Annotated in this window: 21 protein-coding genes; 5 read left to right on the top strand and 16 right to left on the bottom strand. The window is 64.7% G+C overall.

From position 1 onward, the window contains the following. Positions 1 to 561, top strand: coding sequence for a manganese efflux pump MntP family protein (locus tag H8B03_RS10720; RefSeq protein ID WP_193141739.1), 561 nt, complete (start codon positions 1 to 3; stop codon positions 559 to 561). Here H8B03_RS10720 and H8B03_RS10725 read toward each other — a convergent pair. The 8 genes from H8B03_RS10725 to H8B03_RS10760 form a co-directional block, all read right to left on the bottom strand. Continuing rightward, positions 515 to 1,414, bottom strand: a complete 900-nt coding sequence (locus H8B03_RS10725) for an ATP-binding protein (RefSeq protein ID WP_193141740.1) — start codon at positions 1,412 to 1,414, stop codon at positions 515 to 517. The two genes, H8B03_RS10720 and H8B03_RS10725, sit on opposite strands and share 47 nt — an antisense overlap. After that, positions 1,411 to 2,301 (bottom strand): twin-arginine translocase subunit TatC, encoded by an 891-nt coding sequence (gene tatC / locus H8B03_RS10730; RefSeq protein WP_193141741.1) that lies wholly within the window; start codon positions 2,299 to 2,301, stop codon positions 1,411 to 1,413. Before tatC ends, H8B03_RS10725 begins: the two co-directional genes overlap by 4 nt. After that, positions 2,298 to 2,729, bottom strand: coding sequence for a Sec-independent protein translocase protein TatB (tatB, locus tag H8B03_RS10735; RefSeq protein ID WP_193141742.1), 432 nt, complete (start codon positions 2,727 to 2,729; stop codon positions 2,298 to 2,300). Before tatB ends, tatC begins: the two co-directional genes overlap by 4 nt. 31 nt (positions 2,730 to 2,760) lie before the next feature. Further along, positions 2,761 to 2,976 carry a twin-arginine translocase TatA/TatE family subunit gene (locus H8B03_RS10740; RefSeq protein WP_193141743.1) on the bottom strand — a complete coding sequence of 72 codons (216 nt, stop codon included), beginning with the start codon at positions 2,974 to 2,976 and terminating at the stop codon, positions 2,761 to 2,763. A gap of 393 nt (positions 2,977 to 3,369) precedes the next feature. Beyond that, positions 3,370 to 4,461, bottom strand: a complete 1,092-nt coding sequence (locus H8B03_RS10745) for an ABC transporter ATP-binding protein (RefSeq protein ID WP_193141744.1) — start codon at positions 4,459 to 4,461, stop codon at positions 3,370 to 3,372. Between the two features lie 116 nt (positions 4,462 to 4,577). Further along, a complete protein-coding gene (locus tag H8B03_RS10750; protein WP_193141917.1) occupies positions 4,578 to 5,357 on the bottom strand; it encodes an SDR family oxidoreductase in 780 nt (259 codons plus the stop codon). 332 nt (positions 5,358 to 5,689) lie between these two features. Further along, positions 5,690 to 7,936: a glycosyltransferase gene (locus H8B03_RS10755; protein WP_193141745.1), complete on the bottom strand. Its 2,247-nt coding sequence runs from the start codon at positions 7,934 to 7,936 to the stop codon at positions 5,690 to 5,692. Further along, the gene (locus H8B03_RS10760; protein WP_193141746.1) at positions 7,933 to 10,074 is read right to left on the bottom strand and encodes a hypothetical protein; all 2,142 of its coding nucleotides are present in this window, start codon (positions 10,072 to 10,074) and stop codon (positions 7,933 to 7,935) included. The genes H8B03_RS10755 and H8B03_RS10760 overlap by 4 nt, the downstream gene beginning before the upstream one ends. Positions 10,075 to 10,249: 175 nt before the next feature. Here H8B03_RS10760 and H8B03_RS10765 point away from each other — a divergent pair, with 175 nt between their 5' ends. Both H8B03_RS10765 and H8B03_RS10770 read left to right on the top strand, forming a co-directional pair. Continuing rightward, on the top strand, positions 10,250 to 11,257 hold the full coding sequence (locus H8B03_RS10765) for a hypothetical protein (RefSeq protein ID WP_193141747.1): 1,008 nt from the start codon (positions 10,250 to 10,252) through the stop codon (positions 11,255 to 11,257). Continuing rightward, entirely contained in the window at positions 11,254 to 12,363 is a 1,110-nt protein-coding gene (locus H8B03_RS10770; RefSeq protein WP_193141748.1) for a glycosyl transferase, read from the top strand. Before H8B03_RS10765 ends, H8B03_RS10770 begins: the two co-directional genes overlap by 4 nt. 50 nt (positions 12,364 to 12,413) lie before the next feature. Here the strand turns inward: H8B03_RS10770 and H8B03_RS10775 are convergent, their stop codons facing one another. Continuing rightward, on the bottom strand, positions 12,414 to 12,803 hold the full coding sequence (locus tag H8B03_RS10775) for a nuclear transport factor 2 family protein (RefSeq protein ID WP_319022469.1): 390 nt from the start codon (positions 12,801 to 12,803) through the stop codon (positions 12,414 to 12,416). A gap of 80 nt (positions 12,804 to 12,883) precedes the next feature. Continuing rightward, on the bottom strand, positions 12,884 to 13,507 hold the full coding sequence (locus H8B03_RS10780; RefSeq protein ID WP_193141749.1) for a ParA family protein: 624 nt from the start codon (positions 13,505 to 13,507) through the stop codon (positions 12,884 to 12,886). Between the two features lie 301 nt (positions 13,508 to 13,808). Between H8B03_RS10780 and H8B03_RS10785 the strand changes: the two genes are divergently transcribed. After that, complete coding sequence (locus H8B03_RS10785; protein ID WP_193141750.1) at positions 13,809 to 15,416, top strand: peptide chain release factor 3; 1,608 nt, start codon at positions 13,809 to 13,811, stop codon at positions 15,414 to 15,416. A gap of 15 nt (positions 15,417 to 15,431) precedes the next feature. On the opposite strand, the gene H8B03_RS10790 is transcribed toward H8B03_RS10785, so the two are convergent. Continuing rightward, positions 15,432 to 16,547, bottom strand: coding sequence for a rhamnan synthesis F family protein (locus H8B03_RS10790; protein ID WP_193141751.1), 1,116 nt, complete (start codon positions 16,545 to 16,547; stop codon positions 15,432 to 15,434). Between the two features lie 277 nt (positions 16,548 to 16,824). Between H8B03_RS10790 and H8B03_RS10795 the strand changes: the two genes are divergently transcribed. After that, complete coding sequence (locus H8B03_RS10795; RefSeq protein WP_193141752.1) at positions 16,825 to 18,228, top strand: DEAD/DEAH box helicase; 1,404 nt, start codon at positions 16,825 to 16,827, stop codon at positions 18,226 to 18,228. A 111-nt stretch (positions 18,229 to 18,339) separates the two neighbouring features. Here the strand turns inward: H8B03_RS10795 and H8B03_RS10800 are convergent, their stop codons facing one another. From H8B03_RS10800 to nuoN, 5 genes are read right to left on the bottom strand one after another with little or no spacing between them, the layout of a single operon-like run. Further along, the gene (locus H8B03_RS10800) at positions 18,340 to 18,753 is read right to left on the bottom strand and encodes a VOC family protein (protein WP_193141753.1); all 414 of its coding nucleotides are present in this window, start codon (positions 18,751 to 18,753) and stop codon (positions 18,340 to 18,342) included. 46 nt (positions 18,754 to 18,799) lie between these two features. After that, on the bottom strand, positions 18,800 to 20,470 hold the full coding sequence (locus tag H8B03_RS10805) for a ribonuclease J (RefSeq protein ID WP_193141754.1): 1,671 nt from the start codon (positions 20,468 to 20,470) through the stop codon (positions 18,800 to 18,802). Continuing rightward, on the bottom strand, positions 20,467 to 21,246 hold the full coding sequence (locus H8B03_RS10810; protein ID WP_193141755.1) for a type III pantothenate kinase: 780 nt from the start codon (positions 21,244 to 21,246) through the stop codon (positions 20,467 to 20,469). Before H8B03_RS10810 ends, H8B03_RS10805 begins: the two co-directional genes overlap by 4 nt. 19 nt (positions 21,247 to 21,265) lie before the next feature. Next, positions 21,266 to 22,015, bottom strand: a complete 750-nt coding sequence (locus H8B03_RS10815; protein WP_193141756.1) for a biotin--[acetyl-CoA-carboxylase] ligase — start codon at positions 22,013 to 22,015, stop codon at positions 21,266 to 21,268. Position 22,016: 1 nt separating this feature from the next. Continuing rightward, the gene (gene nuoN, locus H8B03_RS10820; RefSeq protein WP_193141757.1) at positions 22,017 to 23,456 is read right to left on the bottom strand and encodes an NADH-quinone oxidoreductase subunit NuoN; all 1,440 of its coding nucleotides are present in this window, start codon (positions 23,454 to 23,456) and stop codon (positions 22,017 to 22,019) included. Position 23,457 lies beyond the last annotated feature (1 nt).

Genomic DNA, 23,457 nt, shown 5'->3' on the forward strand with positions numbered 1-23,457 from the left:
ATGTCCCCGACTGCCATCGGCGTGCTTGCCGTCTCTATGTCCATGGATGCTTTCGTCGCTTCGCTGGGACAGGGCACATCCGAGCCGCGTCCCAGTTTCGCAATGACCCTGCGGACCGGGGTGATCTTCGGCCTGGTCGAGGCGCTCACCCCGCTGATCGGCTGGGCGGCAGGCATGGCGGCAGCCCGGCACATCGCTGTGATCGATCACTGGATCGCCTTCCTCCTGCTGGCCGGGGTCGGCGCGCATATGGCGCTGCAAGCCTGGCGCGACACCGAACACACCCCGCGAATCCGGTCCGTCTGGGCGACGGTGGTGACCGCGATGGGCACCTCGGTCGACGCGATGGCGGTCGGGGTCTCGCTCTCGTTTCTGCAGGTGAACATCCTTTGGATCGCCCTCGCGATCGGCGCGACCACCATGGTGATGAGTTCGACGGGGGTGCTTCTAGGCCGGTTGATCTGCGCGCGGTTCGGACGCATCGCCGAAACCCTGGGCGGGGTCGCCCTTGTTGCTATCGGCACGACGATCCTGTGGCAGCATCTGTCCGGCGCGGCCTGAGCCGTCGCCCGCAGGTCAGCGCCACGCCCTTGCGACCCGCCAGATCGGTGACGAATTGCCAGGCCACCCGGCCCGAGCGCGCGCCGCGCGTGGCTTGCCATTCGATGGCCTCGGCCCGCAGCGTGTCGTCGTCGATAGCAATGCCAAAAGCATCGCAATAGCCCCGGATCATGGACAGGTATTCGTCCTGGCTGCACGGGTGGAACCCCAGCCACAGGCCGAAGCGATCAGACAGCGAGACCTTTTCCTCGGTAGCCTCGCTGGGATTGATCGCCGACGAGCGTTCGTTCTCGATCATGTCGCGCGGCATCAGGTGGCGCCGGTTCGAGGTGGCATAGAACACCACGTTCGACGGCCGCCCCTCGATCCCGCCATCCAGCACCGCTTTCAGGCTCTTGTAATGCTCGTCATCATGGCTGAACGACAGGTCATCGCAGAACAGCACGAAGCGCGCGTCCGAGCCGCGCAGGATCGCCATAAGACGGGTGATGCTGGGCAGATCCTCGCGCTGGACCTCGACGATCTTCAGGTCATGGCCCTGGGTGCGCACCTCGGCATGGACCGCCTTGACCAGCGAGGATTTCCCCATCCCCCGCGCGCCCCAGAGCAGCGCGTTGTTGGCGGGCAGGCCGCGGGCGAATTGCAGGGTGTTGGCCAGCAGGGTGTCGCGCGACCGGTCGATGCCCTGCAGCAGCGGCAGCGCCACGCGGGCGACCTTGGCGACCGGCACCAGCCGGTCTGGCGCCACGTGCCAGACGAAAGCCTCGGCGGACAGGTCGGGCACAGCCCCCGGCGGCGGGCTCATCCGCTCCAGCGCGGCGGCGATGCGGGTCAGCGCGGCCTTCTTGCTCATGACCGCGCGCCGTCTTCCGGGGCTGCGTCGGCGTCGTCCTCGTCGTCCCACAGGCCCTGCGCCCGCAAGTCCGCCTCGCGGCGTTTCTCGACGTGTTTGACCAGTTGGATCGAGATCTCGTACAGCCCGTAGACCACCGTGAACAGGATCACCTGGGTGATGACATCGGGCGGCGTGACCAAGGCTGCCAGCACCAGGATGCCCACAACCGCGTATTTGCGCATGTCCTTCAGGCCGCGCGCCGAAACCAGCCCGGCCTTGCCCATCAGTGTCAACAGCACCGGCAGTTGGAAGCACAGGCCGAAGGCGAAGATGAACTTCAGCGACAGGTCGAGGCTTTCACGCACCGAGCCCAGGAAGACGGTCTTCAGTTCTTCGTTCGGGTCGGGCGCCGAGAAATCGCCCTGACCCGCCACCAGATTGGCCAGCGCCGGAATGGCGTCGGAAAACCCGATGAAGAAGTTCATCGCCAGCGGGGTGACCACGTAATGGGCAAAGGCCGCGCCCAGCAGGAACAGCACCGGCGAGGCGATCATGAACGGCAGGAAGGCGTCCTTTTCGGACCGGTACAGCCCCGGTGCCACGAATCGCCACAGCTGGTGGGCGATGACCGGGAACGACAGGGCAAAGCCGCCGATCAGCGAGATCCGGATCAAGACAAAGAACTTTTCCTGCGGCGCGGTAAAGATCAGCCGGGGATCCTCGCCTCGGGCGCGCAGCACATCGGCGATGGGTTCGGACAGGAATTCAAGCAGCGGCTCTGCCACGATGAAGCACAGGACCATGCCCACGAGAAACGCGATGACCGAGCGGATCAGCCGTGTGCGCAGCTCCGCAAGATGTTCGATCAGCGGGGCCGAGGTGTCTTCGATCTGGTCGTCTGTCATGCGGGTTTGGTGTCCGTCGTCTCATCGGCCGCAGCAACCGCAGGCGTTTCTTCGGGGGGGGTCGCAGTGTCCGCGGGCGGCGTCTTGGGCGTTCCGGTCGCGGCGGGCTTCTTCGCGCCAGACGACTTTGCGGCCGGCGTGTCCGCCAACGGGTCGTCGGGAAGCTCCAGATCCTTGGCCGCCTTGTTGATCGCGTCCAATCCGAATTGCTTGGGGTTGGTCGCGGCCTTCAGGCTGGTCTGGATATCCTTGACCCCGGCCTGATCGGCAGCGTCATCCATCGCGCGGGAAAACTCGCGCGCCATGGCCTTGGCCTTGCCGGTGAATTCGCCCATGCGGCGGAACAGGATCGGCAGATCCTTGGGCCCCACCACGATCAGCGCCACGATCCCGACAACCAATAGCTCGGTCCAGCCGATGTCAAACATGCGTCACACGTCCCGCTCGGGCCACCGGCCCTCAGACCTTGTCTTTTTCCGTCTCGGGGGTGATGTCGCGGGCCACGGTGTCATCCGCGTTCTCGATCTCTTCCGAGCCATCTTTCACGCCGCGCTTGAAGGCGGTGATGCCCTTGCCGACTTCGCCCATCAGGGACGAGATCTTGCCGCGTCCGAACAGGACCAGTACCACGACGGCAATCAGCAGCAGGCCGGGCAGGCCGATATTGTTCAGCATTTGTCAGTCTCCCTTGGCACCCGGTCGTTTCGGGCGCCCTTCTTGTGATGGATCGTGTCTAAATAAGATAAGCACGGGATCAAAGCCCCAAAACCCCCCGCAAGGGCTTTTCCCATCACGATGTCGCAGGGCGCGGACGGCAGAGCCGGGTCAAGGCGCGCCGCAGGCGCCCGCGCAACGCGCGGCCTGGCCTTGAGGCGGCTCTGGCGGCCCTCACCCTTGAACCGGCGCTTTCAGGGCAGACTTGGCCCTGAAACGCCTCTCAGCACTGTCATGACAGCCGCCATCCAAGGCCACCCCCTGCCCCGGATCACGCCCGCGCGGCGCAGCCGCGCCGGGCCCAACCGGCGCCCCGGCTGTGCCGGGGCAGAGGGCGGGAGCCCCCCTTTCGGGTCAGCTCTCCGCGTGGGCCGGGAAGACGTGACAGCGATCGCGGCGCATCATCAGCCACAGCGGCGTGCCGGCATTGGGCAGGAACACCCCCGGCACCACCGCCGACAGATGGGTGCCATCGAATTCCATCTCGAATTCCACAAGGCTTTCGCGGCCCAGATAGCGCGCCCGCACCACCGATCCGCGCGCCGGAACGCCATTGACCGGGGTCGGCGCCGGCCCGTGCCCGTTGCGGTCGAAGTCCAGCTTCAGGTGCTGCGGACGGATGATGATTTCCACTTTCGAGCCATCGGCATGCCCGGGGGCGAGGAACTCGCCAAAGGCGGTACGGGTCAGCCCGCCCGTCACCGTGCCCCGGATCACGTTGACATCGGAAAAGAACGCCGCCGCGGCCTTGTCCACCGGGGCGTTGTACAGGTTGTAGGGCACCCCCTGCTGCACGATCCGCCCGTCGCGCATCAGCGCGATGCGGTCGGCCATGCGCATGGCCTCTTCCGGCTCGTGGGTCACCATGACCACCGCGGTGCCTTCTTCCTTCAGCAGCGCCAGGGTTTCGTCGCGGATGCCGTCGCGCAGCCGGTTGTCCAGCCCCGAGAACGGCTCGTCCATCAGCATCACCAGCGGCCGGGGCGCCAGCGCGCGGGCCAGCGCCACCCGCTGCTGCTCGCCGCCCGACAACTCGTGCGGATAGCTGTCGATGTGCTGCGCCAGATGCACCCGGTCCAGCAGTTCCTTGACGCGGGCGTGCTTGTCATCCCTGCTGCCGCGCAGCCCGAAGGCCACGTTGGCGGCCACGGACAAATGCGGGAACAGCGCGAAATCCTGAAACATCAGCCCGACCGACCGCCCCTCGGGCGGCACCGAGACCAGCGGCCCCTCGACCTCGACCCCGTCGACGCGGATCACCCCGCGCTCGGGCGTCTCGACACCGGCCAGCATCCGCAGGGTGGTTGACTTGCCGCAGCCCGACGGCCCCAGCAGGCACAGAATCTCACCGGCATTCAGGCTCAGCGAGACATCATTGACCACCGCGCGGCCCGCGAACCGGCGATACAGCCCCTCGGCTTCAAGCCTTTGATGCACTGCTGTCATGGATGCGAAATCCGATCAAAACCCTCAAGAGCCCTTCGGCTAGCACCCCGCCTTCCCCTTCGCAACCCCGCCGCATTGCCGCGCCGCGGGGCTGTTTCAGGGACGCGAGGCCGCCGTCAGATGGTGGCGTTGATTGCGCCGCCGTCCAGCACGATGTTCTGGCCGACGATGAACCCGGAATGCTGCGAGCACAGGAAGGCGCACATGGCGCCGAATTCACCGGCGGTGCCATACCTGCGCGCCGGGATGGTCGCCTCGCGTTTCTTGCGGGCGGCCTCCATGTCGATGCCTTCGGCCTTGCTGACCCCGCTGTCCAGCGATTGCGCGCGGTCGGTGGCGTGGATGCCCGGCAGCATGTTGTTGATCGTCACCCCGTGCTGGGCGACCTGCCGCGCGGTGCCCGCCACGAATCCGGTCAGCCCGGCGCGCGCGGTGTTGGACAGGCCCAGCTGCGGGATCGGCGCCTTGACCGAACCGGAGGTGATGTTGACCACCCGGCCCCAGCCCCGATCGATCATGCCCGGCAGGGCGGCTTGCATCAGTGCGATGGGCGCCAGCATGTTGGCATCCACGGCGGCAATGAAATCATCGCGGGTCCAGTCCGACCACAGGCCCGGCGGCGGCCCCCCGGCATTGGTCACAAGGATGTCAATCTGCCCGGCCGCGTCCAGAACCTCGGCGCGGCCCGCTTCGTCGGTGATGTCGGCGGCCACCGCGATGACCTCGACGCCATGGGCCGCGCGGATCGCCGCTGCCGTGGCCTCCAGCGCTTCGGCGCCGCGCGCGTTCAGCACCAGGTTCACGCCGGCCGCGGCCAGCGCCTCGGCACAGCCGCGCCCCAGCCCTTTCGAGCTTGCCGTGACCAGTGCCCGTTTGCCCGCAATTCCCAGATCCATGGTGTCGCACTCCTTCATGATGTCGCCCTACAGGTAGCAGCCCTGCGCAGCGGTGCAACACACAGCTGACCCCGATTGCCCCGGGCAGGGGTAGCCACCGCCCCCAAATCGGTGGCGGGCAGGACAACGACAAGGATGGCGTGGCCTTCCGGGACTGAAGTCTGCGGACCCGCGGCTTTCTTGGGCTGGATCAAACCTATTCCAATCCCCGCACCCGCAATCTGTTCGGCGGCGGATCGACGGCGGTGCCCCTGCCCGGTGCCGGTCTAGGTCTGTTGACGGCGCTTGGGCTGCTGGGTTGGCGCGGGCGGCGGCGGCGGCAACAACCGCCGTCAGAACCCGCCGTTGCGCCGCAATTTCCGATAGACCTCCCGCGCGCGGGGTTCCCGGCGCTCGGCCCAGCCCTTGATGCAGCGGTCGCCCAGCAGATCTTCGGAGAAATCCAGTGTCCCGGCGATCCCTGCAAGGGTCTGGCGCGCTTCGGGGGTCAGGGCGTCCAAATCCGGGGTTTCGATCAGGCGGATGTAAAGTTCCCAGAACATCGCGGCTTGCGAATAGGCCAGATGGCGCGGCCCTGCGCCCTCCAGGGCGGCGATCCCGCTCAGATAGCCCTGCACCGAGGCCAGACGTTCCTCGACCGAGCGCGAGAACGACAGATGCGCCCCGCCCTCGGCCTGGCGGATCCAGCGATAGGTGATGTCCTTGGTCAGCGAGATGCCGCGCGCCACCGCGAACACCTGTTGCAGGAACAGCCGGTCCTCGCCCAGCCGCAGGGAACTGTCGAACCGCAGGTCGTGGCGCACAAGAAGGTGGCGGTCGATGAGTGTGTTGGCGGCAGAGTACAGAAAGACCAGACTGGGCATCTGGGCATAGCTGACGCTATACACCTCGGGCTGGTGGTACTGGTCCATCTGGTTGATCTGGCTGTGACCGTCGGGCGTGCAGAACAAATGTGCGCCGCGCGACACCTCGGCATCGGTTTCCAACAGCAGGTTCAGCAGCCGTTCCAGCGCGGTTTCTTCGACGTAGTCGTCGCCATCGGCGAAATAGACATAGCGCCCCTGCGCCGCATCCAGCCCCTGGTTTCGGCGTGCGGATGGCCCCAGATTGCGCCCATCCTGAGACACCTTCAGCCGGGGATCTTTCCGACAGTGGGATGTAATGATGCTGACGGTTTCGTCTTGCGATCCGTCATCCAGAAACAGCACTTCGAAATTGGGCTCGGTCTGGGCGCGAAGCGAGTCGATCAACCGCTCGACGAATGCGGCCTCGTTGTAGCAACTCACGATGACGGATATCAGCGGCTGACCTTGCCTCAGCGCAGGCATGTTCAGGTTTCGGGCCGTGGCATCGGTTGGTTGACCCGTCCCGCCGTCATTCGAAGCGGCCGGCGCCTGCGCCGCATGCGCCGTCGCAGCAAGACGCGAAACCTGCGCGGTCAGACCGTCCAGCTTGTTCCCCAGCGCACCCAGCATATCCCAGGTGAAGGGCTCCAACTCGCGGGGCTCGAAGGGAACCGGCGGCGGCAGGCCGCTGTCGTCACGATCCACCACATAGACCGACAGATTCTCATAGCGGGCGATCAGCACCGGGGCTTTCCAGCCTTCCAGCGCGCCCAACATGTCTTTCAGCGGGGCATGGAAATAGACGATGGGGCTTTGCGGCACCGGGTGGTCGTAGCCCGAAATCACGATCCGCTTGCTGGCGGCGCGGGCCAGCGTGTCGATCAGTTTCTCGGCGGCTTGCGCCGTGGGCGCGTGGATCAGAACCTCGAAACACAGGGCAGCCTCGGCCACGGATCCGCCGGAGACATCCAGCGGCGCCTGCCGAAACTCCCAGTCCGGGCGCTTTTCCCGCCCCAGTTCAAGTGCACGCGGCGCCTCGTCCACCCCGATATAGCGGCTGAAGTTCAGCAGGCGGACGACCTCAAGATCGCCGCAGCCGATATCCACCACCGACAGGCCCGGTGCGACCACGTTGCGGTTCAGAAGCTCGCGCTTGATGCTTTGAAACACACCGCGCGAGCCGACGCCGCTGCCCAGATCGGGATTGGTCCGATACCGGTAGTCCCAGAAATACCCGTTGTGATGCAAGCGCCGGATCTCGGCGCTCAGATCGGCAATCTCCTGCGCGTCGAGATCGGGAAACTGCGCCGGTTGAATCTGACCCGAAGGGCCCAGCAGTTGCGGCAGGGACTGCACACCGTCCGGAATATCCCCCTGCCCCGTGCCCGCCACGTCGCAGACCAGACGGCGTCCGCCCCCTTCGATCACGAAACCCGCATCCAGCGTCACCGGGCGGGTCAGCATCACGATGGGCGCCCCAGATATGGTGATCCCGCCGGCATCGGCGGCGGCGGTCGCGTCCGCGACCAACTTCACTTGCGCGTCCTTGGCCAGAGTCCAGTTTTTCTGCGCATCCTCCCGCAAGGCGGGATCGGGGATCACCACTTCGATCCGGGTCACGGATCCTGTCAGAAACCGGCGCAAGGCCGTGATGCTGACGGTGGCCAGATAGAGATCACCGGCCCCCTGCGTGATCTCGAACCGGAGGGTGACCGGAAGCGGGGTATCCGTCATGACTTGGGTTTCTTTCCCTTGATCCGATGGCGCAGGTTGCGTTCGAAATCGCGCAGGAACTTCGGCGTGCGGGATTTTCTGGCCTTGCTAACCGTGCCATCGCGGGGCTTCAGCACCTCGATCACCAGCCCGTCCAACTCGGTGCCGAAGGGCGTGGGCACCCGCGCCTCATGGGTCAGGACAAGGTTCTGCTTTTCCAGCAGGCGGATCACCTTGGCCCCCGTTTCGGCCCCCTCGCTGCCCGGCTGCAGGGCATCGGACCGTTTCGCAGTTGCAGCCAGAACAATCCCCCGTCCACCCGGCACCAGATTGCGCGCAACCTGTTGCAAGCCCGTGCCCGTCTGTTCGTCATCGCCAAAACCGGAGAACACGAACAGGAAGTCTACCGGCTTGAGCTTGGCGACGGCCCGCTTTGATGCGGCACTGTCCGCGGTCAGGACAAGGTTCGCGGCTGAAACAAGCGTTGCGCCGCGCAAGGCAACGGCCATGGTAAACGCACAATCCGAACCGCCGCCGACCACCGCGACACGCGCGGCATCAAGCCACGATGGCAACCGCGAAAGAGCGTCCAGTTCGGCCCCGAACCGCGCCGGAATGGTCGCCCTGTCCCCGTACAGATAGTGCAGCAGGCGCGTGGCCTCGGGCCGCGACAGGTCCAGCAGGTTGGATTCCGGCAGCCCGGCGCGTTTCAGCGCCAGGTACACGGGGCGGCCGGTAAACTGGCCAAGATGCAGGACATCGCGAAACACCCCGTCCTGGCGCAATAGATCCGCCAGATCGCCTTGATCCGACGAACGCGGCTCGCCCAACAGCAACAGTTTGTCGCCGGTCAGCTCCGCCAGCATCCGCACCGCCTGATCCGGCGCGTCGAACCCTGCTGCGTATTCGGCGAAGTCAAGGCACAGCACCAGATCCCCTGGCGCATCCGCGGCGCCCGTGGTGAAACGGGCCTCTGGCAGGCGCTGTCCGGCGACCTCGACCATCCGGGCGCGCCGGTCGAACCCGCGATAGCTGCGCGGGGTCAGGCCCTCCAGATGCGCCGCCGATCCGCAACAGACATCCGTCACGGTCTCGGCGGTTTCGATCCCCGCTGCCTGCAACAGCGTTTTCAATTGTGGCGCGTTCCTTGTGGTCATCGAAACCCCTGTCTCCAGCGACCGCCACGAACGGAAGCGCTTGTCTTCCCCCGGGTCCCAGTCCGTTTCCAGCCCGAGCGCGGACAGCCGGTCGTTCACCCGCATCACATCCCTGTCGATGGCCCGGATTCCACTGAGGCCAAGCAGACCCTTGTCGTCGAGATTGTTGTGGAAATGGATCGCCAGCGCCGGTTCGACGCTGGCATTCCGGCTTTCCGGATGCAGAAAATGGGTGGGAAAATTGAACCGCTCGTCCAGGCAATGGGCATGCAGCTTCAGATCGCGCAGGGCCAGGTAAAAGGAAATCTGGTCCACATGATGCGCGTGTTGCTCAAGGATTTTTGCCGTGCGCGGATCGCCCAAAAGACGCAGCGCCCAGTCCTGCCAGGCCGCGCCGAACTCTGCACAGAGGGCCACCGGCAGGGCATACAGCCCGCCATTGAAGTACCCCAGCGGCAGCGCGTGATGAAACAGCGAGTCATGCGCCAGCGCCTCGGGCGGGGCGACCTTGAACGCCTCCATCAGGGCGCGGATCTTGTCCAGCGGCGGGTTGGGGAAATCGGCGGTCTTGCCCAGGGCAAAACGCCCGCTGACCTGCCGGGCCTGCACCGCTTCGGCCGCAAGAGCTGCGCCGAACCGCCCCGTGGCAGCAATATCGCAGTCGTTCATCACGAGGATGTCGGCGCCGAAGTCCGCCGGGCTGAGCGGCTGCACCAGCTTGTTGCAGTACTTGCCATCACCGAAACGCGCCACCGGGACGATGTTGACCCCGCGCGCCGCAAGCTGCGGCAGGACATCCAGATCGGTCTCGACCGTGTGGACGAAAATTCTCTCGGGCGCGATGTTTTCAAGGTCCAGCAAACAGGTGACCCAGATCAGCGCCGACCGTTCGATCACCGGATTGCGATCCACGACACAGGAAAAGGCCAGGCTGGGCGCGGTGCCTTTGGCTTGCAAATCCTGCCTGGTGTCCAGCTCTTCCACGGCACATCCGATCGTCATGTTTTTGACACGTTTTCAGCATCTTGTCAGATACGGCCCAGGACCGCACTGCGGCATTGGCTCGCAATTCCCACCTCTGCTGAGTATCGTGTTTACGCAATTTGGGAAAGTGGGTAACTTGTCGGGATACCCGCCAGAACGGCCCCATGTTCCAACAAAGGCATCCCGATATTTCATGACAGGTCTGATCGTCGCCGGATTTCACCGAAGCGGAACTTCCTCGGTTGCGCAGCAACTGGCCAATTGCGGCTTGTCGCTGGGCGACGACCTGATCGGGGCAAATGAATTCAACCGCTTCGGTCATTTTGAAGACTGGCCCGTTGTGCGGTTTCACGATGCCATCCTGGCCCGCAACGATGCGGATTGGGCCCGTGTTCCCGACGGCCCGATCGACTTCACCCCGGAAGAGGCGCAATGGGCGCGCGACTATTGCGCGGCGCGCGACGCCAAGGAGCCGGTCTGGGCGGTCAAGGATCCCCGCATGTGCCGGTTCATGCGCCAGTGGCGGGCCGAAGTTCCCGGCCTGAAATTCCTTGTCGTCTACCGGCACCCGGTGGCAACCTCGCAGTCGCTGAACCGCCGGTCTGCCCTGTGGATGGCGCGCAGCCACAACACCGACAACATCGCGCGGCGGTTCTACCATGATCCCGACCTGGCCCTGAAGCTGTGGATCGAACACAACCTGCACCTGCTGGATCTTCTGGCCGAATATCCCGACGATTGCGTCGTGCTGGGCCATCATCACATTCTGGCGGGCATCAACCCGCTTCAGGTGGCCGAAGACCGGCTGGGCCTGTCGCTGGGAGCCGATACGGCGACCACGACCATCGACCACACGGCCCTGTCGAAGAAAGAACCTGTTCTGCCGGTGTGCGACAGCACCCTGATCGCCCCGGTTCTGGACATCTGGCAAAAGCTGGAGGACGCCGATTGGGCCACCGCGCAAGGGCATCCGCGCGAAGAGATCGCCTCGGCACTGGTGCATGATCCCACCGGCCTGAAGACCCGCGCCGGCATGGCGGACGTGCAATTGGCTGAAATCTACAAATCGCCGATCGGCGACTTGAGCGTTCTGAAAGGCGCCAAGGCGGTGGCCGAGAAGATCTCCCGACCGCCATTCAGCCTCTACTTCATGCGCAAGAAAAAATACCGCGACTTCGTCGAGAAGGTGACAAACCGGTGATCTATGTCTTTACAACCTGCGCCCTGAACTATTTCCCGAACGCCCGTATCCTGGCGCAGTCTGTCCGCAGGCACATGCCCGACGTGCGGCTTGTCTTCTGCCTGACAGACGCCGCACCCGAGGGGTTTGACGCGACCCAGGAAGGCTTCGACGAATACTGGACGCTGGAAGACCTGCGCCCGCAGATCCCGGATCTGGAACAATGGATCTTCCAGCACACGGTCATGGAGATGGCGACCGCGTCGAAGCCCTTCGTCCTGCACGCGCTGCTGGAGCGCGACGATTGCGATGGCGTTCTGTTCTTCGATCCTGACTGCGAAGTGCATTCCCCCTGCACCGAGATCCGGCAAAGCCTGTCAGAGAACTCCATCACCCTGACCCCGCACGCCTGCCTGCCCCATGAAGAGGACCCCTGGGTGTTCTTCGAGTTGAGCCTTCTCAAGGTCGGGGCGTTCAACCTGGGCTTCTTCGGGGTGCGCAACGACGAAGAGGGCCGCCAGTTCGCTCGCTGGTGGCGCCACCGTTTGCGTAACTTCTGCCTGATCGATGAATCGCGGCACCTGTTTACCGATCAGAAATGGATCGACCTGGTGCCGGTCTACTTCGACAGCGTCCGGGTGCTGCGGCGGCCGACCTACAACGTGGCCCGGTGGAACACGTTCCAGCGCAAGCTGACCCGTGGCGAGGATGGCACCGTGCTGGTGGATGGCGAGCCGCTGGATTTCATCCATTTCTCGGGATTTCTGAAGAAGGGCAGTTACGTGCGCGGCCTTTATGACGCGCAATCAGCCCAGTGGTGCGCCGAGATCGAGGTGCTGGATGCCTTGTCAGAGGACTATGCCAACCGCCTGGCGGCAGATCAGGCGCGGCCCGAAATGTCAGCCCCCTGGGGGCTGGGGCTTTACGCGGACGGCGTGGAAATCCCGCCGCGGCATCGCACGGCCTATCGGGTGTCACCGGACCTGCGGGCCGCTTTCCCGAACCCGTTCGAAGGCGGGGAAACCTTGCGCGCAAGGATGGCAACTGCGCCGACCGAACCGGCGCCCGCCAAGAAGAAAAAGAAGAAATCGGCCCTCAGCCGGCTGAAACGCAAGCTCGGCCTATAAAAGGATCCCCGTCGGGCTGCGTGCTGAAAGCCCCGCCCGACGGATGACGATCAACTGCCGTAGTAAAACTCTTCGTGCGAGATCTTGCCGTCGGTCACCGTGTAGACAGCCACTTCCTTCATTTCGTTGCGCTCTCCGGTGGCTTTCATGGTGGCATCCATTTCGAAGATCACCGCGAACTTGTTGTCGCCGTGCGGCATGGGATCGCTGACCGAGCCGCCATGGACCTCGAAATTCTCGGTCCACCAGGCGTGCTTGCCACGGATCGCCTCGACTCCGACCGCTTCGCGCCCGTTGCCATTGTCCATGGCCTCGACCGAAACCGCGTCGGGAGCGTAAAGCTTGTCCAGGTTTTCAGCCGCGCGGCCTTCGCGGCAGCCGGCCACAAGTTCTCTGGCAACGTCATTCATATCCATCTGCAATCCCTCCCTGATGTTCATGATGTGTTCCCAAGCATGACGTTGCGTCGGGACAATTTCAAGATATTAGACTCACGTTTGTGTGAAGGCCCCGGCACGGGTCATTCCAGCGCCTCCAGGATGGGCTGCCATTGCATCTGCAGAGGCTTGTAGACCGCTTGCGGCATGTCGAAGATGCTCAACCCCGCTTCGGCCAGATCACCATAGGCGGCCCGTTCGCCGATGCGGGCCAGCGGGGTCACGCCAAGGGTCTGGAAGAAGGCCTCCAGTCGCACCGCCGCGCGGGTTCTGGGCCGCAACCGCATCGCCACGAGGCTGATTCGCACCTTTCCCTTCCGGATGCGCTTGACCTCTGCCAGCTTGTCGAGAAACCGCCGGGTGCTGTCGGCATCAAACAGCGACGGCTGCACCGGGATCAGCACCAAATGGGCTTCTGCCACCAGGGCCTGCGCCCCGTCCCTCTGCATCGCGCCGGGCGCATCGACGATCAGCCAGTCCGTCTTTTTCGGGGCCGTTCCAACCGATTTCGCGGCACTCCAGTTCAGCCGGGTGACCGGGGCGGCTTCGGGCGGTCGGCGTTTCAGCCATCGTGTCGCCGATTTCTGCGGATCGGCGTCCGCAAGCGCCACCCGCGCGCCGCCATTGGCCAGCGCCGCAGACAGGGTAATGGCCACCGTCGTCTTGCCGCAGCCGCCCTTGCGATTGGCAATCAACACCGTCTTCATCCGGTCGCTCTCCCTGCCCCGTGTGGGATCGTAGACGCGGGCCGTTGAGGTGTGCAACGGGTCGCGGGATCCGGACGACAACGCAGGCGGTTGGGGAAGGCACCACTGCGTGGTGCTTTTTTTTTTAGTATTTTTGCCAAGAAGAAATCTGGTGGCCGTGGCACCCTTCCCCCCTTTGAATGAATGCACCGGGGTTTGGCGGATACCGGTTTCGGGCTGCTGCGCGCGGTGGCAGCGTTTTTCATGGCGCTGGCAACCGCTGCTGATTGCCCCGCCCTGCGAGCCTCGCTATATCGCGCCCATGTTGGACCGATCTCAAAATGCCCCAGACCTGCCGCCCGAAGTGGCGCGGCGCCGTACCTTCGCGATCATCTCGCATCCGGATGCGGGGAAAACCACGCTGACCGAGAAATTCCTGCTTTATGGCGGCGCCATCCAGATGGCCGGTCAGGTGCGGGCCAAGGGGGAGGCACGGCGCACCCGGTCGGACTTCATGAAGATGGAGCAGGATCGGGGCATTTCGGTCTCGGCCTCGGCCATGTCCTTTGATTTCAAGACCTATCGGTTCAACCTGGTGGACACGCCGGGCCACTCGGATTTCTCCGAGGACACCTATCGCACCCTGACGGCTGTGGATGCGGCGATCATGGTGATCGATGGCGCCAAGGGGGTGGAAAGCCAGACCCGCAAGCTGTTCGAGGTCTGTCGGTTGCGCGACCTGCCGATCCTGACCTTCTGCAACAAGATGGACCGCGAAAGCCGCGACACTTTCGATATCGTCGACGAGATCCAGGAAAACCTGGCCATCGACGTGACGCCCGCCAGCTGGCCCATCGGCATGGGCCGGGATTTCCTGGGCTGTTACGACCTGATCAACGACCGGCTGGAACTGATGGATCGCGCCGACCGCAACAAGGTCGCCGAGAGCATCGAGATCAACGGGCTGGACGATCCGCTGCTGGAGCAGCACATCCCGGCAGGTCAGCTGGAGCAGTTGCGCGAGGAGGTCGAGATGGCGCGCGAACTGCTGCCGCGCCTCGATCCGCAGGCGATCATGGATGGCACCATGTCGCCGATCTGGTTCGGCTCGGCGATCAACTCGTTCGGGGTCAAGGAACTGATGGACGGGATCGCCAGCTACGGCCCCGAGCCGCAGCCGCAGTCGGCGCAACCGCGCCAGATCTCGCCCGATGAGAAGAAAGTCACCGGCTTTGTCTTCAAGGTGCAGGCCAACATGGACCCAAAGCACCGCGACCGGGTGGCCTTCCTGCGCATGGCCTCGGGCCACTTCAAGCGCGGCATGAAGCTGACCCATGTGCGCAGCAAGAAGCCCATGGCGATCTCGAACCCGGTGATGTTTTTGGCGTCCGACCGGGAACTGGCCGAAGAGGCCTGGGCCGGCGACATCATCGGCATCCCGAACCACGGGCAATTGCGCATCGGCGATACGCTGACCGAGGGTGAAGCGCTGCGTGTCACCGGCATCCCGTCCTTTGCGCCGGAATTGCTGCAATCGGTGCGGGCGCTGGACCCGCTGAAGGCCAAGCATCTGGACAAGGCACTGATGCAATTCGCCGAGGAAGGGGCCGCCAAGATATTCAAGCCGATGATCGGCTCGGGCTTCATCGTCGGCGTCGTCGGCGCGTTGCAATTCGAGGTTCTGGCCAGCCGGATCGAGCTGGAATACGGGCTTCCGGTGCGTTTCGAAGGCTCACAGTTCACCTCGGCCCGCTGGGTGTCGGGGCCGCAGGCGGCGCTCGACAAGTTCATCTCGACCAACAAGGGGCACATGGCTACCGACAACGACGGAGACCACGTGTATCTGACCCGGTTGCAATGGGACATCGACCGGATCGAGCGGGACTATCCCGAGCTGACCCTCAGCGCGACCAAGGAAATGATGGTCTGACAGGCGGGGCGGCGGTCAGCCGCCCGGTTCTGCGCGCGCCGCGATGGCGCCAAGCTCATCCCGGACACAGGGGCGCAGGGCCAGCCCATCGGCGGCGGCCATATCCAGAAGCCGCCGCGCGTTCGCCCGATGCTTCAGGTTGGCCTTCTTGATGAAATTCACATCCCCCCGAAACAAGCCGTAGTAGGCGTGACTGTCCCAGGGGTTCAGCGCCGCCACCAGCGTCCGGGCAAAGGCCCGCAGGTCGCTGTCATCGGCCGTACCCGCCGCCAGCTGCTGCATCAGCCCGCCATGGGCCGGGCGCAGGCGGGCGTTCAGAACCGGCAGGCGGCGCAGGAAATCCTCTAGTTCGGGCCGCGGTAGGGCCGGGATTCGGGCTGCGATGGCGTTGTGATCCAGCAGGCAGTGCGGCGGGAACCCGGCGTCGGACATGGCCTTGCTGAAGCCAACCTCACCCCGTTCCAACACCTGCGCCTTTGCTGCGCTCAGCGGGTAACCGGCCCAGAAGCGGGCGAAGGCGGCGCTGTCCAGGACCTCTCGCGAGACGCGGAACAGGAAAGACGCCGCGTAAGTCTGCCCGCTCAACGCCGGATTGCGTCCGCGGCCGGGGCGATAGGGGAAGTTGCACAGGGCGGCATAGGGTGCGTCCAGCGCGTCAAAGGCCGCCAGCGTGTCCGGCCCATCCATGGCCGGCAGCCACAGCGTGTCATTCATCACCAGCAATTGCGCGGGCAGCGGGCCGCTGCCGCGCAGGTGGGCGATCCCGTCCCGGTAGCCGCCGAAGTCATAGCCGATGTTGGGTCGAGTCATCACCGCAATGCCCCGCGCCTGCAACGCCGCGAGGTCGGGTTCGGGCAGCGCCCCGTTCACCACAAAGAACAGCGCATAACCGTGCCGTGTCAGCGCATCGAAGGTTTCGGACAGCGACGCCGGCAGGCCACCGGGCTGATAAATCAGAACCAGTGCGATCCGATCCGTGCGGGGCTGACGGCCGGGACGCACGCGCACCATTCGGCGCGCCAGAACCGGCCAGAGCGGGCGCATCAGGGCCGTTTGCAGGACCCGGACACCACTGCGCACCTGACGTTGCAGCCGTTGACCCTCGCGCGTGAGCTTGCTTTTTTGACCCATCTACACGATGCCCCGGAATGAAATATGGAAAAGATGTACGGGCCGGAGCGCGAAGGAACAAGCTTTCGCAGGGGCGCGCGGCGGGCCGGTGCGGCGGCCTGAGCCCCGAAAGCCTCACACTATCCCTGAAATCCGCATAAAGTTGACCGCTCGCCAGAATTGGGGTACCACGCGGCACGGCGTCCTCGGGGCGCCTTTAACCTTGCTTGCTGGGGCGCCCGGAACATTGCGTCCTATACAAAAAAACGGGTGGCCCGATGCCATCCCTGGGATGCATATGACGAAATTCACAGACCTCAGCCTGGGGCCGAAGGTGCTCAAGGCAATCGCCGAGGCCGGATACGAGACCCCCACCCCCATTCAGGCCGGCGCCATTCCGCCCGCGTTGGAGCGGCGCGACGTGCTGGGCATCGCCCAGACCGGCACCGGCAAGACTGCGGCCTTCGTGCTGCCGATGATCTCGATGCTGGCGCGTGGCCGGGCCCGGGCACGCATGCCGCGCAGCCTTGTGCTGGCCCCCACGCGGGAACTGGCCGCCCAGGTGGCCGAGAACTTCGACACCTATTCGACCCACTTGAAGCTGACCAAGGCGCTGCTGATCGGCGGCGTGTCGTTCAAGGAACAGGACACGCTGATCGACAAGGGCGTTGACGTTCTGATCGCCACGCCGGGCCGCCTTCTGGATCATTTCGAACGTGGCAAGCTGCTGCTGACCGGGATCGAGATCATGGTGGTGGACGAAGCCGACCGGATGCTCGACATGGGGTTCATCCCCGACATCGAACGCATCTTCTCGCTGACGCCCTTCACCCGGCAGACCCTGTTCTTCTCGGCCACCATGGCGCCCGAGATCGAGCGGATCACCAACACCTTCCTGTCGAACCCGGAACGCATCGAAGTGGCCCGTCAGGCCACCGCCTCCGAGACCATCGAACAGGGCGTGCTGATGTTCAAACCCAGCCGCCGCGACCGGGCACACAAGGAAAAGCGCGATCTTCTGCGCGCGATGATCGACGGCGAAGGGGATAAATGCACCAACGCCATCGTTTTCTGCAACCGCAAGGTCGATGTCGATATCGTCGCCAAGTCGCTGAAGAAGCACGGCTATGACGCCGCCGCCATTCATGGTGATCTGGATCAGTCGCAGCGTACCGCGACGCTGCAGGGTTTCCGCGATGGCAACCTGCGGTTCCTTGTGGCCTCGGATGTGGCCGCCCGTGGTCTGGACGTGCCCGCCGTGAGCCATGTGTTTAACTACGACGTGCCCTCCCATGCCGAGGACTATGTCCACCGCATCGGCCGCACCGGTCGGGCCGGACGCGATGGCAAGGCGATGATGATCTGCGCCCCTGTAGACGAAAAGAATCTCGACGCCATCGAGAAGCTGATCGCCAAGGATATCCCGCGTATCGACGGCCCGGATCTGCCCGAGCCGCCAAAGCGCAAGCGCCGCGAACCGCGCGCCGAAGTGGTCGAAACGCCCGTTGTTGAAGCCACCGAAACCCGCGAAAAGCCCGCCAAGTCGGAAAAGCCTGCGCGCGAAGATCGCCCGCGCCGGACCCGTGGCGGCCGCAACCGCAAGGATCGCTACGACGACCGCGAAGACAGCAAGGTCGTGGGTATGGGCGACCACATGCCCAGCTTCATCGCGCTGAGCTTCGAGGAACGCCGCGCCGGCTGAGTGGCGCGCAAACATCTAACTGAGAATTCCAGGGGGCGGTCAATCTGAACAGGTTGGCCGCCCCCGATCCGTTTCGGGGCGTGCTGCCGCCGAGCGCCAAGGCCCGATGCCTTAGTACCCCTGCCACAGCCCCGGCGTTGCCAGTTCGATGCAATGGTCGTCCGGATCGCGGAAATAGAGACTGCGCCCGCCGCGCGGCCAGGCGACCTCGCTTTCGACCGGGATCCCCGCGTCCGCCAGCCGATCCCGCCAAAGACCAAGATCCTCGGCGCCGACGGCAAATGCCATATGCGCCGGCCCCTGCCCGTCGTGGGACGGGATGGTCCCGAAAGGGGTATTCACGTCTTGCGTGGTCGCGCCGCGCTGGAACAGCAGCAGCACGCCGCGTCCGTTCACATCCAGTGCCCGCATCCGCGGATCGGTGTGCAGCAGGTCCAGTCCGATGACCTCTCGATAGAAGGTCTCGGCCCGGTCCAACCGATCGACGTACAGGACGGTTTCCAGAATGGCGGTGGGGCGCAACATGACCCAAGGCTAAGGCGCTGCCCTGCCTTGGGTCAATCGCTTGCGATCAGTCGACCAGGCGGCTGATGACTACGGTCACTTCGGGCTTGCGGCCGATCTCGGCATTGGCCGAGTTGCGGGCGCCCCGGCGCAGGGCCTCGGTCAGCTTGTCGTCATCGGTCAGGATCGAATCATCGGCCCGGCCCATCACCTGATCCAGATCGTGCTCGAGCACCTCGGTCAGCGGTGTCCCCGAGCGGCCCTGTTTCGGCAGGCCCATGATCTCGCACCACGGTTCGCCCAGCGGCTCGTCGTTTTCGTCGAGGATCAGGGTCACGGTCACATGGCCGTTCAGCGCCAGCCGGATCCGGTCGCGCACGACGCCATCCAGCGCGCCGATCTGCACGGTGCCGTCCAGATAGGTGCGGCCGGTTTCGACGTATTCGACCACCTTGGGCTCGTTGCCCGCCAGATCCACCATGGTGCCATTGGGCGCTAGGACGCCTTTCAGCCCGGTTTCAAGACCCAGCTTCACATGCTCGCGCAGATGCCGGTGTTCGCCATGCATCGGGATCAGGAACTGCGGCTTCATCAGCGCGTGCATTTCCTTCAGGTCGGGACGGTTGGCATGGCCCGACACATGGTACTGGCCGGTGCTGTCGTCGACCACATCGACGCCCTTCTCGCTGAAGGCATTGATGATGCGCAGCACGCCGCGTTCGTTGCCGGGGATGGTCTTCGACGAGAACAGGAACATGTCCCCTTCCTTCATCGACATCCCAAGGTATTTGCCCCGCGCCAGTTGCGCCGAGGCCGCCCGGCGTTCGCCCTGGCTGCCGGTGACGATCAGCATCAGGCCTTCGCGCGGGATGTTGCCCGCTTCCTCGACCAGAACGGTCTTGGGAAAATCGTGCAGAACCCCGGTTTCCTGTGCCGCCGACACCATGCGCCGCATGGCCCGGCCCAGCAGAACCACCGACCGGCCCGCGGCCCTTCCGGCCTCGGCCAGGGTTTTCACCCGCGCCACGTTCGACGCAAAGGTCGTGGCGACCACCATGCCCGGTGCCGAGGCGATCAGCTTGGTGATTTCCTCGGGCAGCGTCGCTTCGGAACGGCCCGCATGCGGGCTCATCACGTTGGTGCTGTCGCAGACCAGCGCGCGCACGCCGGGCTTGGCCACTTCGGCCCAAAGCTCGGGATCGAAGGCTTCGCCCACCAGCGGGGTCTTGTCGAGCTTGAAGTCGCCGGTGTGCACGATCCGGCCCTTCGGGCTGTCGATCACCAACGCCGAGGTTTCGGGAATCGAATGCGACATCGGCAGGAAGGACACGCTGAACGGTCCCGCCTTCACGGACTCGGGCCAAGGCTGCACGATGCGGACCAGGTTTTCGGGCTGGCCCTGCTCCTCCATCTTGCGCTTGGCGATATTGGCGGTGAAGGGGCGGCAATAGATCGGCGCCTTCAGCTTCGACCACAGATGACCCACCGCGCCGACGTGATCCTCGTGCGCGTGGGTGATGAAAATGGCGTCCAGCCGGTTGGCCCGTTCTGCCAGCCAGCTGATATCGGGAAAGATCAGATCGACTCCGGGCGAGCCATCCATGTCGGGAAAGGTCACCCCCAGATCGACAAGGATGAAGCGTTCCTTGCCCTTGGGGCCGTAACCATACACATAACAGTTCATTCCGATCTCGCCGGCCCCTCCGAGGGGCAGGTAGATCAAGCGGTCCGCGCTCATTGGCCAGCGAACTCCTTATTGTAATTGCTAATCACCGTGAGCCCATGCATCGTGAGACTCTCGTCGAACTCGTCAAATAGCACGTCGCCTTGCTGGAACAATGGGGCAAGCCCTCCGGTGCCGATCACTTTCATGGGCCGGCCGTGTTCCGCCCGGATGCGGGCGATGATTTCCTTGACCAGACCTATGTACCCCCAGAACACACCTGACTGCATGCAGTCCACCGTATTCTTGCCGATCACCTGTCCCGGCATGGTCACGTCGATATGCGGCAGGGCCGCCGCGGCCTGGTGCAGGGCTTCCAGGCTGAGGTTCACCCCCGGCGAGATGACCCCGCCGATATAGGCCCCGTCCATGTCCACCACGTCGAAGGTGGTGGCGGTGCCGAAGTCGACCACCACCAGGTCGCCGCCATGCAGGTCGAACGCGCCCACGGTGTTGACCAGCCGGTCGGGGCCGACCTTGGTGCCCGCGTCCACACGCACATCGACCGGCAACAGGCAGTCAGGGCGACCGACGACCAGCGGGCGGCAATCGAAATAGCGCGAACTCAGCACCCGCAGGTTGAACACCACCCGTGGCACGGTGGACGAGATGATGACCTCGGACACGCTGGCGGTCAGCTTCTGCGAGGACATCAGCGAACTGAGCCAGACGAAATACTCGTCCGCCGTGCGGGTGTGGTTGGTGGCCATCCGCCAGGTCGAAACGAAGCTTTCACCGTTCCACAGGGTGAACACGGTGTTGGTATTGCCGCAGTCGATGGCCAGAAGCATGGCGCCCTCCGCGCTGGGATCAGAAAAAGATGTCGGCGGCGGGCAGGACCACCCGGCCCTTGGCACCGGTCAGAACCAGCGCGCCCGTCGCGTCGATATCGGTAAAGGTGCCGGTCAGGCTGTCCTTCGCGGTGCGGGCGGTGATGACCTCGCCCAGCTTGGCCGCATGATCCAGGAAGGCGCGCCGAAGCGGGTCGAACCCATAGGTGGTCAACCGCGTCTCCCAGGTGGCAAAGGTCGGTGCCAGCAGATCCAGGAACTCTTCCGGGCTGATGCGGATGCCCGTGGCCGACAGGACCGAAGTCGGCGCCAAGGCGTCGGGCTCCAGCGTTCCGGCGTCCGGTTCCTGCGCCAGGTTCACACCAATGCCCACGCACAGCGGGCCCGGCGCGCCGCCCTGCCCCGAGGATTCCAGCAAGATCCCGGCCACTTTGGCGCCGTTCAGCAGCACATCGTTGGGCCATTTCAGGCGGATGGCCTCGGGTCGGCGGGTGGCCTCGGCCAGCGCGTCCTGCAAGGCAAGGGCGGCCACGAAAGACCGCTGGGCGGCGGCGGCCGGACCGTCCGGCACGCGCATCACAAGCGTTGCGGCGAAATTGCCCTCGGCACTTTGCCAGGCACGCCCGCGACGGCCACGGCCTGCGGTTTGCCGCAGGCCGAGTATCCAGGTCGGACCGGAAAGTTCAGGGGCCAGACGCGCGGCCTCGGCGTTGGTGCTGTCCACCTCTGCCAGAACCCGGCGGCCTACCCCATCGGGCCATGGGGCCATGCTATTGAACCAGTGCGGCGGCGGCCGAAGCGGCCAGCGTTTCAACACCGAACAGGTTGATGACACCCAGCACCATGGCGGCGGCAGAACCGACAAGGAACACGGTCAGCACCGGCGAGTTGCTCTTGTCCAGCGGCTCCTGCGCCTCGCCGAAGTACATGTAGTACACGATGCGCAGGTAGTAGAACGCCCCGATCACCGAGGCGATGACACCGGCCACGGCCAGCCATCCCAGCCCACCTTCCAGCGCGGCCATCAGCACATAGTACTTGCCGAAGAAGCCCACCAGCGGCGGCACCCCGGCCAGCGAGAACAGCAGCACCAGCATCGCCAGCGCCTTCAGCGGCTCACGGTTCGAGAAGTCGTTGAGCGAGGTGATGTCGGTCACCGGCAGGCCGTTGCGGCTCATGGACATGATGAAAGCGAAGGTGCCGATGTTCATGGTCACATAGATCGCCATGTAGATCAGCATCGCCTGCACGCCGAAGACCGTGCCCGACGCCAGCCCCATCAGCGCATAGCCCATGTGTGCGATCGACGAATAGGCCATCAGGCGCTTGATGTTGGTCTGGCCGATGGCCGCGACCGAACCCAGGAACATCGACACCACCGACAGCAGCGCGATCACCTGCTGCCAGTCGCCGGTGGCATTGCCGAAGGCATCATGCACGACGCGGGCAAACAGCCCCATGGCCGCCATCTTGGGTGCGGTGGCGAAGAAGGCTGTGACCGGGGTCGGCGAGCCTTCGTAGACATCCGGCGTCCACATGTGGAAGGGTGCCGCCGAGACCTTGAACGCCAGCCCCGACATCAGGAACACCAGCCCGAACAGCAGACCCAGCGACATCTCGCCCTGGTGGGCGGTCTGGATGATGCCCGAGAAATCGGTGGTGCCGGCATAGCCATAGGTCAGTGACGCACCGTACAGCAGCAAGCCCGAGCTCAGCGCGCCCAGCACGAAATATTTCAGGCCGGCTTCGGTGGATTTCACGCTGTCGCGGCGCAGCGAGGCGACGACGTAAAGCGCCAGCGACTGCAACTCCAGCCCCATGTAAAGGGACATGAGGTCTCCGGCGGAGACCATCATCATCATGCCCACGGTCGCCAGGGCGATCAGCAGCGGGTATTCAAAGCGCAGCAGGTCGCGCCGGGCCATGTATTTCTCGCTCATCACCAGAACGGCGGCGGCGGCCAGCAGGATCACGGTTTTCGAGAACCGCGCGAAGGCATCGTCGATGAACAGCCCGCCGAAGGCCTCCTGCGTGGTTGCGGAACCCAGGCCGATCCAGACGGCCAGCAGGACGAACAGCCCGCTGGTCAGCCAGACCAGCATCGGCGCCAGCTTGTCCTTGCCGCCATAGGCCCCGGCCAGAAGCGCGGCCATGGCATAAACCGACAGGACGATTTCCGGAAGGATGATAGAGAGGTCGGAACCGATCATG

It is taken from the genome of Meridianimarinicoccus sp. MJW13 (genome assembly GCF_014901205.1).
Lineage (GTDB): Bacteria > Pseudomonadota > Alphaproteobacteria > Rhodobacterales > Rhodobacteraceae > Meridianimarinicoccus.

Bases quoted from the DNA above. Each gene is read 5' to 3' on its own strand.
- H8B03_RS10800 (WP_193141753.1), bottom strand. From the start codon at position 18,753: ATGTTGCGCCCCACCGCCATTCTGGAAACCGTCCTGTACGTCGATCGG.
- H8B03_RS10815 (WP_193141756.1), bottom strand. From the start codon at position 22,015: ATGGCCCCATGGCCCGATGGGGTAGGCCGCCGGGTTCTGGCAGAGGTG.
- H8B03_RS10740 (WP_193141743.1), bottom strand. From the start codon at position 2,976: ATGCTGAACAATATCGGCCTGCCCGGCCTGCTGCTGATTGCCGTCGTG.
- H8B03_RS10760 (WP_193141746.1), bottom strand. From the start codon at position 10,074: ATGACGATCGGATGTGCCGTGGAAGAGCTGGACACCAGGCAGGATTTG.
- H8B03_RS10745 (WP_193141744.1), bottom strand. From the start codon at position 4,461: ATGACAGCAGTGCATCAAAGGCTTGAAGCCGAGGGGCTGTATCGCCGG.
- H8B03_RS10775 (WP_319022469.1), bottom strand. From the start codon at position 12,803: ATGAACATCAGGGAGGGATTGCAGATGGATATGAATGACGTTGCCAGA.
- tatC (WP_193141741.1), bottom strand. From the start codon at position 2,301: ATGACAGACGACCAGATCGAAGACACCTCGGCCCCGCTGATCGAACAT.
- H8B03_RS10805 (WP_193141754.1), bottom strand. From the start codon at position 20,470: ATGAGCGCGGACCGCTTGATCTACCTGCCCCTCGGAGGGGCCGGCGAG.
- H8B03_RS10750 (WP_193141917.1), bottom strand. From the start codon at position 5,357: ATGGATCTGGGAATTGCGGGCAAACGGGCACTGGTCACGGCAAGCTCG.
- nuoN (WP_193141757.1), bottom strand. From the start codon at position 23,456: ATGATCGGTTCCGACCTCTCTATCATCCTTCCGGAAATCGTCCTGTCG.
- tatB (WP_193141742.1), bottom strand. From the start codon at position 2,729: ATGTTTGACATCGGCTGGACCGAGCTATTGGTTGTCGGGATCGTGGCG.
- H8B03_RS10765 (WP_193141747.1), top strand. From the start codon at position 10,250: ATGACAGGTCTGATCGTCGCCGGATTTCACCGAAGCGGAACTTCCTCG.
- H8B03_RS10785 (WP_193141750.1), top strand. From the start codon at position 13,809: ATGTTGGACCGATCTCAAAATGCCCCAGACCTGCCGCCCGAAGTGGCG.
- H8B03_RS10720 (WP_193141739.1), top strand. From the start codon at position 1: ATGTCCCCGACTGCCATCGGCGTGCTTGCCGTCTCTATGTCCATGGAT.
- H8B03_RS10790 (WP_193141751.1), bottom strand. From the start codon at position 16,547: ATGGGTCAAAAAAGCAAGCTCACGCGCGAGGGTCAACGGCTGCAACGT.
- H8B03_RS10725 (WP_193141740.1), bottom strand. From the start codon at position 1,414: ATGAGCAAGAAGGCCGCGCTGACCCGCATCGCCGCCGCGCTGGAGCGG.
- H8B03_RS10780 (WP_193141749.1), bottom strand. From the start codon at position 13,507: ATGAAGACGGTGTTGATTGCCAATCGCAAGGGCGGCTGCGGCAAGACG.
- H8B03_RS10810 (WP_193141755.1), bottom strand. From the start codon at position 21,246: ATGCTTCTGGCCATCGACTGCGGCAATACCAACACCGTGTTCACCCTG.
- H8B03_RS10755 (WP_193141745.1), bottom strand. From the start codon at position 7,936: ATGACGGATACCCCGCTTCCGGTCACCCTCCGGTTCGAGATCACGCAG.
- H8B03_RS10795 (WP_193141752.1), top strand. From the start codon at position 16,825: ATGACGAAATTCACAGACCTCAGCCTGGGGCCGAAGGTGCTCAAGGCA.